Source organism: Amycolatopsis sp. cg5 (genome assembly GCF_041346955.1).
GTDB lineage: Bacteria > Actinomycetota > Actinomycetes > Mycobacteriales > Pseudonocardiaceae > Amycolatopsis.
This window is the reverse complement of the sequence record NZ_CP166849.1, coordinates 3,926,519-3,941,731: the sequence shown is the minus strand read 5'-3', so window position 1 is coordinate 3,941,731 and position 15,213 is coordinate 3,926,519. Positions and strand designations below refer to the sequence as shown.

13 protein-coding genes and 1 pseudogene are annotated in these 15,213 nt (G+C 68.3%); 7 read left to right on the top strand and 7 right to left on the bottom strand.

Annotation, left to right across the window (positions count from 1 at the left end; genetic code table 11):
* Window positions 1–32 precede the first annotated feature (32 nt).
* Window positions 33–1,241 (bottom strand): cytochrome P450, encoded by a 1,209-nt coding sequence (locus tag AB5J62_RS17910; RefSeq protein WP_370949355.1) that lies wholly within the window; start codon window positions 1,239–1,241, stop codon window positions 33–35.
* A 160-nt stretch (window positions 1,242–1,401) separates the two neighbouring features.
* Between AB5J62_RS17910 and AB5J62_RS17905 the strand changes: the two genes are divergently transcribed.
* The 3 genes from AB5J62_RS17905 to AB5J62_RS17895 all read left to right on the top strand — a co-directional run bounded on the left by AB5J62_RS17905 (window position 1,402) and on the right by AB5J62_RS17895 (window position 2,960).
* Entirely contained in the window at window positions 1,402–1,746 is a 345-nt protein-coding gene (locus tag AB5J62_RS17905) for an ArsR/SmtB family transcription factor (protein ID WP_370949354.1), read from the top strand.
* Window positions 1,743–2,216, top strand: coding sequence for an SRPBCC family protein (locus tag AB5J62_RS17900; RefSeq protein ID WP_370949353.1), 474 nt, complete (start codon window positions 1,743–1,745; stop codon window positions 2,214–2,216). The genes AB5J62_RS17905 and AB5J62_RS17900 overlap by 4 nt, the downstream gene beginning before the upstream one ends.
* 501 nt (window positions 2,217–2,717) lie before the next feature.
* Window positions 2,718–2,960: a hypothetical protein gene (locus AB5J62_RS17895; protein ID WP_370949352.1), complete on the top strand. Its 243-nt coding sequence runs from the start codon at window positions 2,718–2,720 to the stop codon at window positions 2,958–2,960.
* A gap of 13 nt (window positions 2,961–2,973) precedes the next feature.
* Here AB5J62_RS17895 and AB5J62_RS17890 read toward each other — a convergent pair whose 3' ends face one another.
* From AB5J62_RS17890 to AB5J62_RS17870, 5 genes and pseudogenes are all read right to left on the bottom strand, one after another.
* Window positions 2,974–3,459, bottom strand: coding sequence for a hypothetical protein (locus AB5J62_RS17890; RefSeq protein WP_370949351.1), 486 nt, complete (start codon window positions 3,457–3,459; stop codon window positions 2,974–2,976).
* Window positions 3,456–4,871 (bottom strand): ATP-binding protein, encoded by a 1,416-nt coding sequence (locus AB5J62_RS17885; protein WP_370949350.1) that lies wholly within the window; start codon window positions 4,869–4,871, stop codon window positions 3,456–3,458. Before AB5J62_RS17885 ends, AB5J62_RS17890 begins: the two co-directional genes overlap by 4 nt.
* A complete protein-coding gene (locus tag AB5J62_RS17880) occupies window positions 4,868–5,557 on the bottom strand; it encodes a response regulator (protein WP_370949349.1) in 690 nt (229 codons plus the stop codon). Before AB5J62_RS17880 ends, AB5J62_RS17885 begins: the two co-directional genes overlap by 4 nt.
* 50 nt (window positions 5,558–5,607) lie before the next feature.
* Window positions 5,608–6,314, bottom strand: a pseudogene (locus AB5J62_RS17875) (DUF3152 domain-containing protein); the annotation flags it as partial.
* A gap of 22 nt (window positions 6,315–6,336) precedes the next feature.
* Window positions 6,337–6,879, bottom strand: a complete 543-nt coding sequence (locus AB5J62_RS17870) for a L,D-transpeptidase (protein ID WP_370949348.1) — start codon at window positions 6,877–6,879, stop codon at window positions 6,337–6,339.
* A 232-nt stretch (window positions 6,880–7,111) separates the two neighbouring features.
* Here AB5J62_RS17870 and AB5J62_RS17865 point away from each other — a divergent pair, with 232 nt between their 5' ends.
* Together AB5J62_RS17865 and AB5J62_RS17860 are read left to right on the top strand one after the other, a co-directional pair.
* Window positions 7,112–8,068: an ABC transporter ATP-binding protein gene (locus tag AB5J62_RS17865; RefSeq protein WP_370949347.1), complete on the top strand. Its 957-nt coding sequence runs from the start codon at window positions 7,112–7,114 to the stop codon at window positions 8,066–8,068.
* On the top strand, window positions 8,065–8,883 hold the full coding sequence (locus AB5J62_RS17860; RefSeq protein WP_370949346.1) for an ABC transporter permease: 819 nt from the start codon (window positions 8,065–8,067) through the stop codon (window positions 8,881–8,883). Before AB5J62_RS17865 ends, AB5J62_RS17860 begins: the two co-directional genes overlap by 4 nt.
* 78 nt (window positions 8,884–8,961) lie before the next feature.
* Here AB5J62_RS17860 and AB5J62_RS17855 read toward each other — a convergent pair whose 3' ends face one another.
* Window positions 8,962–9,813, bottom strand: coding sequence for an alkaline phosphatase family protein (locus tag AB5J62_RS17855; protein WP_370949345.1), 852 nt, complete (start codon window positions 9,811–9,813; stop codon window positions 8,962–8,964).
* A 410-nt stretch (window positions 9,814–10,223) separates the two neighbouring features.
* Between AB5J62_RS17855 and rph the strand changes: the two genes are divergently transcribed.
* Complete coding sequence (rph, locus tag AB5J62_RS17850; RefSeq protein WP_370950288.1) at window positions 10,224–12,797, top strand: rifamycin-inactivating phosphotransferase; 2,574 nt, start codon at window positions 10,224–10,226, stop codon at window positions 12,795–12,797.
* A 45-nt stretch (window positions 12,798–12,842) separates the two neighbouring features.
* Window positions 12,843–15,179, top strand: a complete 2,337-nt coding sequence (locus AB5J62_RS17845; RefSeq protein ID WP_370949344.1) for a helix-turn-helix domain-containing protein — start codon at window positions 12,843–12,845, stop codon at window positions 15,177–15,179.
* Window positions 15,180–15,213: the final 34 nt, after the last annotated feature.

Here is a 15,213-nt window from a genome sequence, read left to right as displayed (position 1 = left end):
CCCCATGCGATACAACGAACCCTGCGGTTGACCTACCAGGTGACCGGCAAGGATTGCGGGCTACGGGTCATCTGACCGGGACGCCATTCGATGTCCTCGGGCGCCACGTCCAGCCGCAGATCGGGCAGACGGTTCGGCAGCCGGTGCAGCGTCAGCTCCATTTCGAGCTTGGCCAGCCAGGCGCCGAGGCAATAGTGCGGGCCTGCGCCGAGCGCGAGGTGTGGTGTGCCGAGCGCGCTGAACGGCGCCTCACGCGGGTCTTTCGGATAAACCTCGGGGTCGAGATTGGCGATCTTGGTGTCGGCGGCGACGATTTCACCCTTTTTGATCAGCACTCCGCCGATTTCGACGTCTTCGACGGCCCGGCGCAGGAATCCCGGCAGAATGTCACCGCCGATCGAAATGCCGCGCAGCATCTGCTCGGCCGCGATCGGCGCGAGGCTCTCGTCCCTGCCGAGTTCACGCCAGGCGTCGCGGCCGTCGGTCAGCAGGTACACCAGGGTGTTGCCGATGACGGTCGTGGTCACCTCGTGCCCGGCGACCGTCAGCAGGATGACCAGGCCGACGAGCTGTTCCTCGGGCAACCCGCCGTCCTCGTCCGCGGCCTTGATCAGCGAACTGACCAGGTCGTCACCCGGCTCGGCACGCCGCATGGCGACGACCTCCGCGCCGAACGCCGCGAACTCCCCCAGCACCGCCTGCACCTGCTCCGGCGGGAAAGCCGTGGTGGAAAAGGCATGATCGCAGAAGTTCGCCAGCCGGTCGCCGTCGAATTCGTCCAGGCCCATCAGCCTGCTCAGCACCGAACTGGGCAGCGAACTCGCGAATCCGGAAATGATGTCGGCGGGCTTCGGCTTTTCCATCAGTCGATCGATAAGCCCGTCCACCACCGACGCGACCCAAGGCCGCCACAACGCGATCGAGCGCGGCGCGAACGCCTTGCTCACCGTCCGACGCAGCCGCCGGTGCTCCTCGCCGTCGAGATTGTTGAGAATGGAAGGGTCGGTCAGCAGATTCGGATAAGGCGTGTGCGGCGGCGCGTCCGGCGCGACGAGCGACGCCCGGTTCAGCCGCGGATCCGTCAGCACCTGCCGCGCTTCGGCATGACGCTGCACCACCCACACCGGCACACCGGTCTTCAATTCGGAAAGGAACGGCGGTCCCAGCGGTTCATCGGCCCGGTGGGTGTGCAACATCTCCAACGGCTCAGCAGTTTTCCCGGTGCCGTTTTCGCGAGACATCGTTCCTCCAGTAGTCGGCCGAGTTTCCAGGGCGGGCTTCTTTTCCACAGTTCCCCAAGATCTCGAAAGCCACCAACCTCCCGATTGCGGACGCTTGACACCCCGCTCGACGCCGACCTATAGTCAACACATCGGTTGATAAAGAGATGAGTTGAACAACATGTCAGTTGACGACACGGCGGCCCGGCTGGACCGCGCCTTCGCCGCGCTCGGCGACCCCGTCCGGCGCGCGATGATCGCCAGGCTCTCCCGGGGCGACGCGACCGTGAACGAGCTGGCCGAACCGTTCACCATCACCAAGCAGGCGATCTCCAGGCACATCCAGGTACTCGAAGCCGCCGGCCTGATCACCCGCAGCCGCGACGCCCAGCGCAGGCCCTGCCACCTCAACGCCGCCGCGCTCGAAGAACTCACCAGCTGGATCGACGGCTACCGCCTGGCAGCCGAACACCGTCACCGCCGCCTCGACGCGGTCCTGGAAACCCTCAAGGAGCAGGAAAAATGAACGAGACCACGATCACCGCCGAGCCGAACACCCCGTTCATCGACATCGTCCGCGAGTTCGAGGCGACCCCCGCCCAGGTCTTCCGCGCCTGGACCGACCCGGAGCTCGTCCCCCAGTGGCTGGGCCCGGAGTCGATGACAATGGACCTCATCGAGTACAACGCGACCGACGGCGGCAGCTACCACTACATCCACCGCGACGACGCGGGCGAGTACGTCTTCCGCGGCGTCTTCCATTCGGTCGTCCCGAACGAGCGCATCGTCCAGACCTTCCAGTTCGACGGCTGGCCGGCCGAGGTCAGCCTCGAGACCCTCACCCTCACCGACCTCGGCGGCCGCACCCGCGCCCACACCCACTCGGTCTTCCTGTCGGTCGCCGCCCGCGACGCGATGATCGAAAGCGGCATGGAGCGCGGCATCCTCGACTCGATGACCCGCCTCGACAAGATCCTCGCCCAGGCCTCGCGCTGACGGCGGGGGTTCGCGTGTATGAAGGCTCCCTTCATCCAGCTCGGCCTGCATGAAGGGAGCCTTCATACAAGCCCCCCAGCGGCTTTGGCGGCGAAGGCGGCGGCCGGTGTCCTGAGTGGACAGTTGATGGGCGCCGAGGGATTGCCCTGGGGCGTATGGGGTCGGCTGGCTGGGTGAGGGCCTCCCTCACCCGACTGCAGGTGGTCAGAGCCTCCCCCACCCGACATTTCGGGTGAAGGAGGCCCTCACTCGGCGGGTTCGAGTGAAGGAGGCCCTCACCCGAACCCCCGCGCCAACGAGTCGGCCCCCAAGGGGTCGTGAGTGGTTAGGCCGGTTAGAACCGGCCGTACCACTCACGACCCACGGACGCTGTGTGGCACGAGATCGGCTCGGCGTGGCGGCCGGTTTCCGCGTCGCGGGCGCCGAAACCGCGCACTCTCGTAACGCTGGGGCTACCTCTTGCGACTGAACACCGACGCTACGTTTCGGAGTTGGAGCACGATGCCGCGCTACCATGCCTCGCTTCGCCGAGGGTCCCGCAGCGTTTCGCTGGTCGCCACCGGACGCACCGAGACCCTGCACTACCCCGGCCTGGTCTTCACCCGCTGCATCGACGACCAAGTGGCTGCCGAGAAATGGCTGCCGCAGAGCGAAGATCCGAGCGAACGCGACGACGAGCTGCTCATCGAAGCACTCCGCGAGGCCATGCTGTGGAGCGACCACCTCGCCGACCGGCCGACGTGACCGGGAGCGTCCGTCACGAACGCAGGAACTGGGCGCACTCGTAGGGGCCGACCGAGCCGTCGGACCCGGCGATCGTCACCCGCACCGCGTCGGTAGTGCTGCCGTGCAACAGGATTTCCGCCCGCGACAGGGTGCACACCACTTGCCCGGCGCGCGACCCGGTGAACAAGGACACGCCCACGTTCGGCAACGTCACCGTCAGCTCGGAACCGGCGCGCGCGATCCGGTACGGGCCAGGCACGAAGAAGTCGTTGCTCAGGCCCAGTGCCACCTCGGCTTTCAGAGGCCCCAACCTCAACAGGTTGAGCGCCTGTTCCAAGCTGGAGAGCTCCAGCCCCGGCCGCGCGACCCCGCGAAGACCGTTGTCGGAGACGAAGTAAAGCCTGATCCCCTCCGGAATTCCGGAAGAGGGCGCGCCGCCGTCGAGCACACCGGTCGGCTGGACGCCACAGCCGGCGAGCGACGCGAGCATGACCATGAAGGTGAGCAGTCGTTTCATTCGCCGTCCTTCACGTCGAGCGGTAGCCGGAGGGTGAACACGGCGCCGTCGCGGTTCGCGACCGTGATCGAGCCGCCGTGCAGGCGGGCGTTCTCCAGCGCGATCGCCATGCCCAGGCCGCTGCCCTCGGAGCGGGCGCGAGCACTGTCGGCCTTGTAGAAGCGCTCGAACACGTGGCGCATCGCGTCCGGGTCGAGGCCGGGGCCGTGGTCGGCGACCTCGATCAGCACTTCCCCGCCGTTCTGGATCAGGGTGAGCGTGACGGGCGGCGCGCCGTGCCGCAGCGCGTTGCCGACCAGGTTCGCCACGACGACGTCCAGCCGCCGCCGGTCCAGCCGGGCGCGGATGCCTTGGGGCAGCACGGTTTCCACCTGCCCGGTCCAGCCTCGGGTGGCCAGCGTCGCGTTCAGTGCCTCGGCGAGGTCGAGGTCACGTCTGGTCAGCTCGGCGGCGGCCGCGTCGAACCGGGAGATCTCGATGAGGTCGTCGACCAGACGGGTCAGCTTGGCCGTCTCGGCGCTGACCGTACGCGCGGCGCTGGCCGTGTCGTCCGGCAGCTCGTCGGCGTCCTCGTCGAGCACGGTCGACACCATGGTCATCGCGGCGAGCGGCGTGCGCAGCTCATGGGAGACGTCGGCGACGAACCTGCGCGCGCGGGCCTCCTGCGCACGCAGCTCCTCGGTCGACGCCTGCAGCGCGTCGGCCGTGTCGTTGAAGTCGCGGGCCAGGTCGGCGAGCTCGTCGCGGCCCTTCACCGGCACCCGGGTGTCCAGGTCGCCACCGGCGAGCCGCCGGGTGGCCTGCGCGAGCCTGCGCACCGGCCGCAACACCGTCCCGGCCGCCAGCAACGCGAGCACCACGGTCAGCGCGAGCACCGGGAGCACCCCGTCGCGCACCGACGTGAGCAGGCCCGCGATGTCGTCCTGTTCCTCCTTGAGCGAGACAGCCTCGAAGACCTCCACGCCCGACGGCCTGCCCGAATCGGCGAACGCGACGGGCGTGCCCGCCACCAGCCACCACTGGCCGTCGCGCTCGACCCGCTGGTAGCTCAGCCGCTTGCCCGCGCGCACGTCCGCGCTCAGCTCGGCGCTGATCAGCACCTGCCCCGGCCCGCCGGACTCGGCCACCAGGTCCCGGTACCGGACGACGACGCGGGCGTCGCGAGTACCGGCGACGACGACGTCGGCGAGCCGCTTCAGCGCGACCTGGCCCGACGGCACGTCGAACTCGGTCACCGCCGCGTTCACCCGGTCGTGAAGCAACTGGACCGCGGCGGCGCCGGCGCGCTTGAGGATCCCTTCGCGCGCCCGGTCGTAAGCCAGCACCGTGGCGGTGGCCGAACTGAGCAGCGACACGAGCACGAACGCGATCAGCAGGCGCCCACGCAACCCGCCGAGACGGAACCGCTTCACAGCGGCCCGAACCGGTAGCCGAAGCCGCGGACGGTCTGCACGTACCGCGGCTTCGCGACGACGTCCTCGATCTTGACGCGCAGCCGCCCGACCGCGGCGTCGACGATCCGCGGGTCGGCGAAGTAGTCACGCTCCCAGACCAGTTCGAGCAGCCGTTCCCGGGTGAACACCTGCCCCGGCGCCGCCGACAGTTCCAGCAGCAGCCGCAGCTCGGTCGGCGGAACCGGCACGGGCACCCCGCCCTTGGTCACGGTCAGCCCCGACCGGTCGATCACCAGTCCGCCGAATTCGTCGACCACGCGGGTACGCGCCGCGGGCTCGATCCGGCGCTGCAACGCCCGGATCCGCGCCTCCAGCACCCGCGCGGTCACCGGCTTGACCACGTAATCGTCGGCGCCCGCCGCCAGCCCGCTGACGACGTCGAAGTCGTCACCACGCGAGGTGAGCATGATGATCGGCATCGGGCGGAGCGCGCGGACGCGGCGGCACACCTCGAACCCGTCGATCCCTGGCAGCATCAGGTCGACCACCACCACGTCGACGCCGCCGGCGCCGGGCCTGGCCAGCAGCGCGAGGCCGTCCTCGCCGGTGCCGACCGCCTCCACCTGATGCTCGTGCCGCCGCAACACCAGAGCGATCGAGTCCCTGATGGACACATCGTCCTCAATGAGCAATACGTGCGACATGGCGGTGATTATCTCCAGATCAAAGGGGAACCGGCACTTCGGCCGGAGCGTCACGGCGTCGGATTCGGCCAGGAACCCGGCCTGCAGACCTTTCCGTCCGACGGCACCTTGCCCTTGTCCCCGCCGGGCGAGTCGTTGAGCCGCGCGACGTAGTCGTTAGACACGCCGAAGGTCTGCTGCATCATGACCGGCGCGACCGCGCCGTTCGCCGGGCAGGCGACGTGCTTGCCGCCGAGCGCGTGGCCGACCTCGTGGTTGATCGCGTACTGCCGATAGCCGGTCAAGTCACCCTCGAACGCCATCGCCCCGCGCACCCAGCGCGCCAGGTTGATGGCGACGCGCCGGTCGAAATTCGCGTTGTAGCAAGAGGTTTCGTACTTGATGCCGTACCCGCAGACGTCGGGCCGGTGCGCGGTGCCCGGTGTCGTGAGGCTGACCCGGAAACTCGGATTCGGCGCGCTCGCGTCGACCCGTTGCAGTGCCTTCTTCCCGTCCCACGTCCAGCTCTTGGGGTTCGACAGCGTCGCCTCGACCATGCCGGCGAACCCGTCGTCGCCCGCGTAGGCCGCCGGGTCGATGCCGTCCTCGACCTCGATCGTGTAAGTGGACAGCACGCCGGTCCCCACTTTTTGACCGGTGCCCGGCACGACATGGAAAGTCCCGAAACAGCACCCTTGGCCACCGGCGCGGCGGGAGCGTCGGCCACTTTGAACACCGTGAGCACGGTCAGCACCACCAGAACCGGCAGCGCGTACACAGCCTGGTTCAACTTCTTCAACTCAGGCCACGACCTCGACCGCGTCGCCGATCTTCAATTCAGCGAAGAACTTGCCGGAGGCCTCGGGAGACAAATGAATGCAGCCATGCGATTTCTTGGTCAGCGAGCCGGAGTGAAACGCGATTCCGGGATAGAAGAAAACGGAATTCGGCATCGGCGCGTCGAACGCCTTGCTCCAGTAGTCCTTCACCTTGTTCGTGACCTTGAACTCGCCGACCGGCGTCGCCGTGTCACCGGCGTTGTAGCCGGTGCCGACGTCCCCGCCGCCCAGCAGCGGCACCGGCCCGTAGACGATCTCGCCGTCCTGGAGCAGCCAAGCCCGGCGCTCGGACAGGTTGGCGCAGGCGCCGTCGGTCATGCCGCACGGCGTGGACGGCTTGGGCGCCGAGGTGGGCGTCGGCGAGGGGGTCGGCGTAGGCGTTTCCGGGGTCACGGTGACCTGCGCGGCGGCTTCCTGGCCGAGCGCGCTTTCGACGTCAGCGCACCCCGCGAGGCCCGCCGCGGCGGCGACGCAGAGACCGGCCAGAAGCATTCGATTCGTCATGGCGGCGAACGTATTCGGCGTCTGTCCGAACGCCTGCCCCGTTACATGATGGGACGGTAACAAAGGTACGGGGCTTCGAGTTGCGAGCCCACCCGCGCGGCGTGAAGATCGACTCTTTCCGGCCGGTGCGCAACTTTAGTTGTCGCGACCGACGACGTACTGCGCTAGCACGACGACGGCGGCAACAGGTTCGATGATCACCGGTATCCAGGATCGACCACGGAGCGGACGCTTGATCACAGCACGAGAGCTGACGAAGAAATACGGAGGCACGACGGCCGTCAACGGCCTGTCGTTCGACATCAAACCTGGCGTCGTGACCGGTTTCCTCGGCCCGAACGGGGCGGGCAAGTCGACCACCATGCGGATGATCCTCGGCCTCGACGCCCCGAGCGGTGGCTCCGTCACGGTCAACGGCAAGGCCTACCGTGACCTGCCGGCGCCGATGCGCGAGGTCGGCGCGCTCCTCGACGCGAAGGCCGTCCACGGCGCGCGCACGGCGTACCGGCACCTGCAGTGGGTCGCGCAGGCGGGCGGCATCCCGCGCAAGCGGGTGGACGAGGTGCTCGGCACCGTCGGGCTCACGGAGGTCGCCGGCAAGAAGGTCGGCAACTTCTCGCTGGGCATGTACCAGCGCCTCGGCATCGCGACGGCGTTGCTCGGCGACCCGCCGACGCTGCTGTTCGACGAGCCGGTCAACGGGCTCGACCCCGAAGGCATCTACTGGATCAGGACCCTGATGCAGGACCTCGCCGCCGAGGGCCGCACGGTCTTCGTGTCCAGCCACCTCATGAACGAGATGGAGGAGACGGCCGCACACGTCATCGTGATCGGCCGCGGTGAGCTGATCGCCGACCTGCCGATGGCCGAGCTGACCAGGCAGAGCGCCCGCAGTCACGTCCGGGTGATCTCGCCGAGCGGCACCGAGCTCGCCACCGTGCTCGAAAACGCGGGCGGCACGGTGACGAAACTCGACGACGGCTCACTCACCGTCGTCGGCATGGACGCGCCGCGCATCGGCGACCTCGCGCTGGAGCGCGGACTCGGCCTGCACGAGCTCACCCCGGTCCGCGCGAGCCTCGAGGCCGCGTTCATGGACCTCACCAAGAACAGCGTGCAGTACCGCTCGTCCGGGCAGGTCGCCGAGACGGTGCGGGCTCTCGCGTCGGAAGGGACCCCGCTGACGTGACGACCACCATGGCACCCGCCACACCCGGCATCACCAACACGGTCGCCGCGGAATGGACCAAGCTCAGGTCGGTCCGCTCGACCTGGATCGTCGTGCTCGCCGCGACCGTGGTCAGCGTCGGCTTCTCCGCGCTCTTCAGCTTCCTGACCGAATCCGACTACAAGAACCTGCCTGCCGGGCAACGGGCCGACTTCGACGCCGCCGGCGTCAGCATGGTCGGAATGAACCTCGGCCTGATCCTGATCTCGGTGCTCGGCGTGCTCGCCGTGTCCGGCGAGTACTCGACCGGGATGATGCGCCTCACCCTGGCGATCACCCCGCATCGCGGCCGGGTCCTGCTCTCGAAGGCCGTCGTGGCCGGGCTGCTGTCCTTTGTGCTCGGTGTGCTGTTCGCGGCGGCCGCGTTCCTGCTCGGCCAGCTGATCCTCGGCGTCAACCCGGACATCCCCACGCTGGGCCTCGACGGTCCCGGCGTGCTCCGCAGCCTGCTCGGATGGGGCGCGGAGATGGCGGCGTTCGCCTTGCTGGCGCTGTCGTTCGGCGTGATGATGCGCAGCGCGGCAGGCGCGATCGCCACCGCGATCGCGTTCATCTTCGCCCCGGCGATCCTCGGCGCGTTCCTGCCTGCCTGGGTCCAGCGCGACATCCTCGCCTACTTCCCCGCTTCGGCGGCGGAGCAGCTCAGCACCGCCAAGCTCGACACCGGCGCGGTGACCTACCTCGGCCCGCTGACCGGCGGCGGCGTCCTGCTCACCTGGGTGGCCGTCGCGCTGGTGGTGGCGTTCTCGCTGATGGGCAAGCGCGACTCCGGCTGAGCCGCGAGGGTCGTGAGTGGCACGGCCGGTTCTAACCGGTCATACCACTCACGACCCTGGTGGTGCGGAACCAGCGGATCAGTTCCAGATGCCCGAGATCGGCGACTTCTTCGCCGCCTCGTTGAGACCCGGCAGGCCGTAGGCCGCCTCGATGGTGCGCAGCACCGAGTAGTGGTTGATCGAGGTGCTGTAGCTGCCCGGCTTCACGTGCGCGCCGACGAAGGTCGTGAAGATCTGGTTGACCGACGAGCCACTGTCCTCGTCGAAGGTGACGATCAGCAGGCTGTTGTGCGACTTCGCCCACTGCGCGTACGCGTCCAGGTGCTTCTTCATCCACTTGTCGCCGGTGTCGACCCCGCAGTCGTGCATGTCGCTGCACAGGTCCGGCGTGACGAACGCGACGGTCGGCAGCTTCGAGAAGTCACTGGGGAACGACGAGAACCGCAGGTTGCTGGACTTCGGAACGTTGCTGAAGTTCACCCAGCTGTTGTGCTTACGGGCGTAGAGCTCGCCGCTCTTGCAGCCCGTGTATCCATCGGACGGCATGCTCTCCGAATAGCCGACGAACGTTTTCTTGATCCCGATCAGCTGGCTTCCGAGATTCTCCTTGTTACCCAGATCCTTACAGGTGTTGCTGTCGACTCCCAGTGTCGAACCCGCGAAAAGCGAGATGTAGTTGGGCTGACTGGGATGCGTGGTGCCGAAAGACTTGGTGAACTTGGCACCCTCGCTCGCGAGCTTGTTCAAATACGGCGCCTTGGAGCTGCCGTTGATCGCCTTGTAGTCCTTGTTCTCGAACATCACCAGCACGATGTGGTCGAACGAAGGAACCCCCGAGGCCGCGGTCGCGGTCTGGTGCGACACACCGACAACGGCCGCCGCCACGGCTGTCGAGGCCACGGCTGCCGCCGTGATCCGTTTCAAGAACATGAAACCTCCCGGGAACGAGTGACAATTCGACAATCGGCCATCGAGCCGGCGGCGTCCCTCGGCGGCCAACTGAGCTGAGACATCGGATGTCTCTCGGAACATTAAGCCCTAAACGGTCGAATAACACAACCAAAGCACTGGCAGCGCGCCATGTTGACACGAAATTGTGCAAACAGCGAATATATCGCAATTTGCTAATTCGATATCCGCGACTTTCGCCGGGTTGACGACCACGGAACGTCGCCAGCGGCCACTGGATCCTGAGACCGCCGGATGCCGTCACGGCGGAAGCACTGGCCCTCTCTTTCAGTTTATAGCAGATTCGGCGACCTCATGTGGCGCCGGATCTTGATCCATACTGCTCGTCGCGTACCGAGCAGACGAACGATGGAGTCACCGAATTGGGCTACGTGCTGGGCTTCGAGCAGATCGACCGCGCCGACCTCGCGGAGGTCGGCGGCAAGGGGGTGCACCTGGGTGAGCTCTCGCGTATCGACGGTGTGCGCGTGCCGGACGGGTTCTGCGTGACCACGGATGCCTTCGGGCAGGTCATGGCCGCCGTGCCGGCGCTGGACGGCCACCTGGACCGGCTCGCGCAGGTCGGACCGGACGACCGCGAGACGATCAGGACGCTGAGCGCCGAGATCCGGGCCGTCATCGAGGGCGCCGCCATGCCGGATGACCTGGTCAAAGCGATCAGCGACGCGGTCGACGAGCGGGTGCCCTACGCGGTGCGCTCCAGCGCCACGGCCGAAGACCTGCCGACCGCGTCGTTCGCGGGGCAGCAGGACTCGTACCTCAACGTCATCGGCACGGACGAGGTGCTGCGGCACGTCCGCCGCTGCTGGGCCTCGCTGTTCACCGAGCGGGCGGTGACCTACCGGCGGCACAACGGGTTCGACCACCGCGCCGTGCGGATGGGGGTGGTCGTGCAGCGGATGGTGTTCCCGGAGGCGGCCGGGATCCTGTTCACCGCCGATCCGGTGAGCTCCAACCGGAAGATCGCCACCGTCGAGGCCGCCTGGGGGCTCGGCGAGGCGTTGGTGTCCGGTCATGTGAACGGTGACGTCTACACGGTCCGTGACGATCAGGTCGTCAGCACGGCGATCGCGACGAAGCGGCTGGCCGTGTACGGCGTGCCGGGCGGCGGCACCGAGGAAACGCCGATCGAGTCGGAGCGGCAGACACAGCCGACGCTGACCGAGGCGCAAGCCATCGAACTGGTGCGGCTGGGCAGGCGGCTCGAAGCGCACTTCGCCTGCCCGCAGGACATCGAATGGTGCCTGGTCGGCGGTGAATTCCACCTCGTGCAGAGCAGGCCGATCACGACGCTGTTCCCGGTGCCGGTGACCGAGGACGGCGGCAATCACGTCTACCTCTCCGTCGGTCACCAGCAGATGATGACCGACGCGATGAAGCCGCTCGGCCTGTCGTTCTGGCAGCTGACGACCCCGAGGCCGATGCACGAGGCGGGCGGGCGGCTGTTCGTCGACGTCGCCCCCATGCTCGCGACGCCTTCGGGGCGCCAGAGCATCATGGACAACGCGGGCAAGTCGGATCCGCTGATGCGGGACGCGCTGCTGACCGTGCTCGACCGCGGCGACTTCATCCCGTCGCTCCCGGACCCCGAGACGCCACCGGCCGCCGCCGCGCCCGAGGCGCCGATGGAGACCGATCCGGCCATCGCCGTCGACCTGATCGCGCAGAACCAGGCGTCCGTGGCGAAGCTGCGGCGTGAGATCGAGCCGCTGACCGGATCGGCGCTGCTCGACTTCATCAAGACCGACCTCGGCGAGCTGCGGCGGCTTTTGTTCGACCGGCGCAGCTTCCAGGCGATCATGGCGAGCATGGACACCGTGTGGTGGCTCAACGAGCACCTCGAGCGGTGGCTGGGCGAGAAGAACGCCGCCGACGTGCTCACGCAGTCGGTGCCGCACAACGTCACCTCGGAGATGGGGCTCGCGCTGCTCGACGTCGCGGACGTGATCCGGCCGCACGAGGACGTCGTGGCGTTCCTGCGCGACGTCGGCGACGACGAGGACTTCCTCGACGGACTGTCCGGACTCGACGGTGGCCCCGAAGCGCGCGACGCCATCAAGGGCTACCTCGATCAGTACGGCATGCGCTGCGCCGGCGAAATCGACATCACCAGGACGCGGTGGACGGAACGGCCAGCCACCCTCGTGCCGACGATCCTCGGCAACGTCAAGAACTTCGAACCCGGCGCGGCCGAACGACGCTTCGCGCAGGGACTCGCGGAGGCACGCCGCAAGGAACAGGACGTGCTCACCCGGCTGCGCGCGCTCCCGGACGGGGACGAGAAGGCCGACGAGACCAAGCGGATGATCGACCGGGTCCGCACGTTCGCCGGGTACCGCGAGTACCCCAAGTACGGCATGATCAGCCGCTATTTCATCTACAAGCAGGCGTTGCTGAGGGAAGCCGGCCGGCTCACCGAGGATGGCGTCCTGCGCGCCGAAGACGACATCTTCTACCTCCGGTTCGAGGAGCTCCAAAACGTCGTGCGCGACGCCAAGGCCGATCACGACCTCATCCGGGAGCGGCGGGAAGCGTTCCGGAACCACGAGTCGCTCACCCCGCCGCGCGTGCTCACCTCGGACGGCGAAGCGATCACCGGGGACTACCGGCGCGACGACGCCCCGCCCGGCGCGCTGGCGGGACTGCCGGTCTCGGCGGGCACCGTCGAGGGACGGGCGCGTGTCATCGTCGACATGGCCGACGCTGACCTCGAAGCGGGCGACATCCTCGTCACCGCTTTCACCGACCCCAGCTGGACGCCGCTCTTCGTCGCCGTCGACGGGCTGGTGACCGAGGTCGGCGGCCTGATGACGCACGGCGCGGTCATCGCGCGGGAGTACGGCCTGCCCGCGGTCGTCGGCGTCGACCGGGCGACTCAGCTGATCCGGGACGGCCAGCGGATCCGCGTCAACGGCACGGATGGGTACATCGAGCTGCTCGACTGAGCCGGGCGTCCGAGCTTGACCCGGCGCGCATGGATAATCAGGGGCATGACAAACGCGGCCTGGAGTGACGATTCCAGTACCTTCAAGGCGCTTTTGTACGGATATCGCATGCGCGCCGGGCTCACGCAGGAAGAACTCGCCGAAGGCTCCGGCGTCAGCATCCGCGCGATCAGCGACATGGAGCGCGGGGTCGCGAAAAGCCCGCAGCGGCGCACGATCGAGGCGCTCGCCGGTTCGCTGGCGCTGAGCGACGACGAGCTGACCGCGCTGCAGCGGGTCGCGAAACAGGGCCGGGTGCGGGCGGTCCCGCAGCCGGAACCGGCGATTTACAGTCCGTCCCCGTTGGGTGTGCTGCCGCCTGACCTCGACGATCTCACCGGACGTGAAAAAGATTTCAAAGAATTGGGTGCACTCGTCGGTGAATTGGCCGACGGCAGGCGGCGCGCCGGGCGCGTCGCGATCGTCAGCGGATCGGCGGGCACCGGCAAGACGAGCCTCGCGGTGCGCGCCGCGCACGAGTACGCGGAGCGGTTCACCGACGGCAGGCTCTTCCTGAAACTGCGCGGGATGTCGGCCGAGCCGAACGACCCGGCGGACGTGCTGCACCTCGCGCTGCGCTCGCTCGGCGTCGACGCCGTGCGGATCCCCGCCGAGCCGGAGCACCGCATCGGCCTGTGCCGCGCGCTGCTGAAGGACCGCGCCATGCTCATCGTCCTCGACGACGCCGCCGACGAGGCGCAGGTGCGGCCGCTGCTCGTCGGCGGGCCGCACTGCCTCACGCTGATCACCAGCCGCCAGCTGCTCGTCGGGCTGGAAGGCGCCAGCCGGATCAACCTCGGCGCGCTGGACTCCGCTGACGCGGTCGCGCTGCTGTCGGCGATCATCGGCAAGGCCCGCGTCTCACGGGAGCACGCGGCGGCGATCGAACTGGCCGAGCTGTGCGGACGGCTGCCGCTGGCACTGCGCATCGCGGGCAACCGGCTGGCGAGCCGTCCGGCCTGGCCGCTGTCCCGGCTCGTCGACCAGCTGCGTGACCAGGGCAAGCGCCTGACCACGCTGACCGCGGGTGATCTCGACATCCGCAGCGTCTTCGATCTGTCGTACCGGCAGCTCTCCCCCAACGCCGCGACGGTGTTCCGCAGGCTCTCGCTCGTGCCCGCCGCCGACTTCTCGGCTGGCGCCGCGCGAGCGCTCATCGACGCGCCGGACGAGGACGAGGCCGCGCTGTTCCTCGACGAGCTGACCGACGCCAGCATGGTGCAGCCGTCCTTTCCTTATGGCCGCTACCAGTTCCACGATCTGCTCAAGGTGTTCGCGACCGAACGGCTGAACCAGGACGACTCCCCCGAGGACATCGCCGCGGCCGAAGCCCGCCTCAACGACTGGCTGGTCGCCACGGCGACCGCCGCGGGCCGGTACTTCCAGCCGTCCGGTGGCGTGACCGTGGCGCCGGCGCCCACGCCGTCGTTCGACGACGCGGCGGGCGCAGGCCGCTGGCTCGACATGGAGATGAAGAACTGGTCGACCGCGGTCCGGCGGGCCGCCGAGGAAGGCACCCATCAGGCGGTGCTCGACCTGGCCGAGGCCATGCACTGGTACTCGGAGCTCGGCGGCACCGCGCGCACCTGGCACGACGTGTTCGGCCTGGCCGTCCGCTCGGCGCTCGCGCTCGGCAGCAAGCGCGACGAGGCCGTCCACCGCAACTACCTGTCGTGGGCGCTGACCACGCTCATGGGCCGCGCGGACGAAGCCATCGAGATGGCCCAGCTGGCGAGGGAGGCCGCGGAGGCGGCCGGTGACCTGTGTGAACAAGGCTGGGCAAGGATTTATCTGCTCACCGCGCGCGTCAACTCGCACCAGCCGGGCGCTTCCCGCGCACTGCTCGACGAGACGGTGGGCCTGTTCGACGAGGCGGGTGACCGGCTCGGCCTGCACATCGCGCGCGCGATGCGGGCCACGCATTGGCACCTGAACGGCGAGTTCGACGAGGCCGCCGCCGAGTACGAGGCGTGCGTCAGCTACTTCAGGCAAGCGCACGAAGGCCACCAGTCTCCCGTCGACGACAGCAACTACGCCTACCTGCTCCTGCGCTCGTCGCAGAACCTGACCGCGCTCGACCGGCTCGACACCGCGCTCGCCCAGTGCGAGGAAGCGCTCGTCCTGTTCGAGCAGCATCACGCGACCTTGGGCCAAGGCCGCGCGCTGCTGGCCGCCGGCCGGGTGCTGGCCCGCCAGGGAGATCATCCGAACGCCCGCGCCAAGCTCATCGAGGCGCTCGCGTTGTTCGAACGCTTCGGCGTGACGTCACTGCAGCAGGACACCTTGGCCGAGCTGGCCGCACTGTCCAAAACGGACGGTGAGGTCCGCAGGACGGGTTCGTGACGTTCGGCCTCACCCGAAACCACCACCGAACGCA

Bases quoted from the DNA above. Each gene is read 5' to 3' on its own strand.
- AB5J62_RS17910 (WP_370949355.1), bottom strand. From the start codon at position 1,241: ATGTCTCGCGAAAACGGCACCGGGAAAACTGCTGAGCCGTTGGAGATG.
- AB5J62_RS17905 (WP_370949354.1), top strand. From the start codon at position 1,402: ATGTCAGTTGACGACACGGCGGCCCGGCTGGACCGCGCCTTCGCCGCG.
- AB5J62_RS17900 (WP_370949353.1), top strand. From the start codon at position 1,743: ATGAACGAGACCACGATCACCGCCGAGCCGAACACCCCGTTCATCGAC.
- AB5J62_RS17895 (WP_370949352.1), top strand. From the start codon at position 2,718: ATGCCGCGCTACCATGCCTCGCTTCGCCGAGGGTCCCGCAGCGTTTCG.
- AB5J62_RS17890 (WP_370949351.1), bottom strand. From the start codon at position 3,459: ATGAAACGACTGCTCACCTTCATGGTCATGCTCGCGTCGCTCGCCGGC.
- AB5J62_RS17880 (WP_370949349.1), bottom strand. From the start codon at position 5,557: ATGTCGCACGTATTGCTCATTGAGGACGATGTGTCCATCAGGGACTCG.
- AB5J62_RS17870 (WP_370949348.1), bottom strand. From the start codon at position 6,879: ATGACGAATCGAATGCTTCTGGCCGGTCTCTGCGTCGCCGCCGCGGCG.
- AB5J62_RS17855 (WP_370949345.1), bottom strand. From the start codon at position 9,813: ATGTTCTTGAAACGGATCACGGCGGCAGCCGTGGCCTCGACAGCCGTG.
- AB5J62_RS17845 (WP_370949344.1), top strand. From the start codon at position 12,843: ATGACAAACGCGGCCTGGAGTGACGATTCCAGTACCTTCAAGGCGCTT.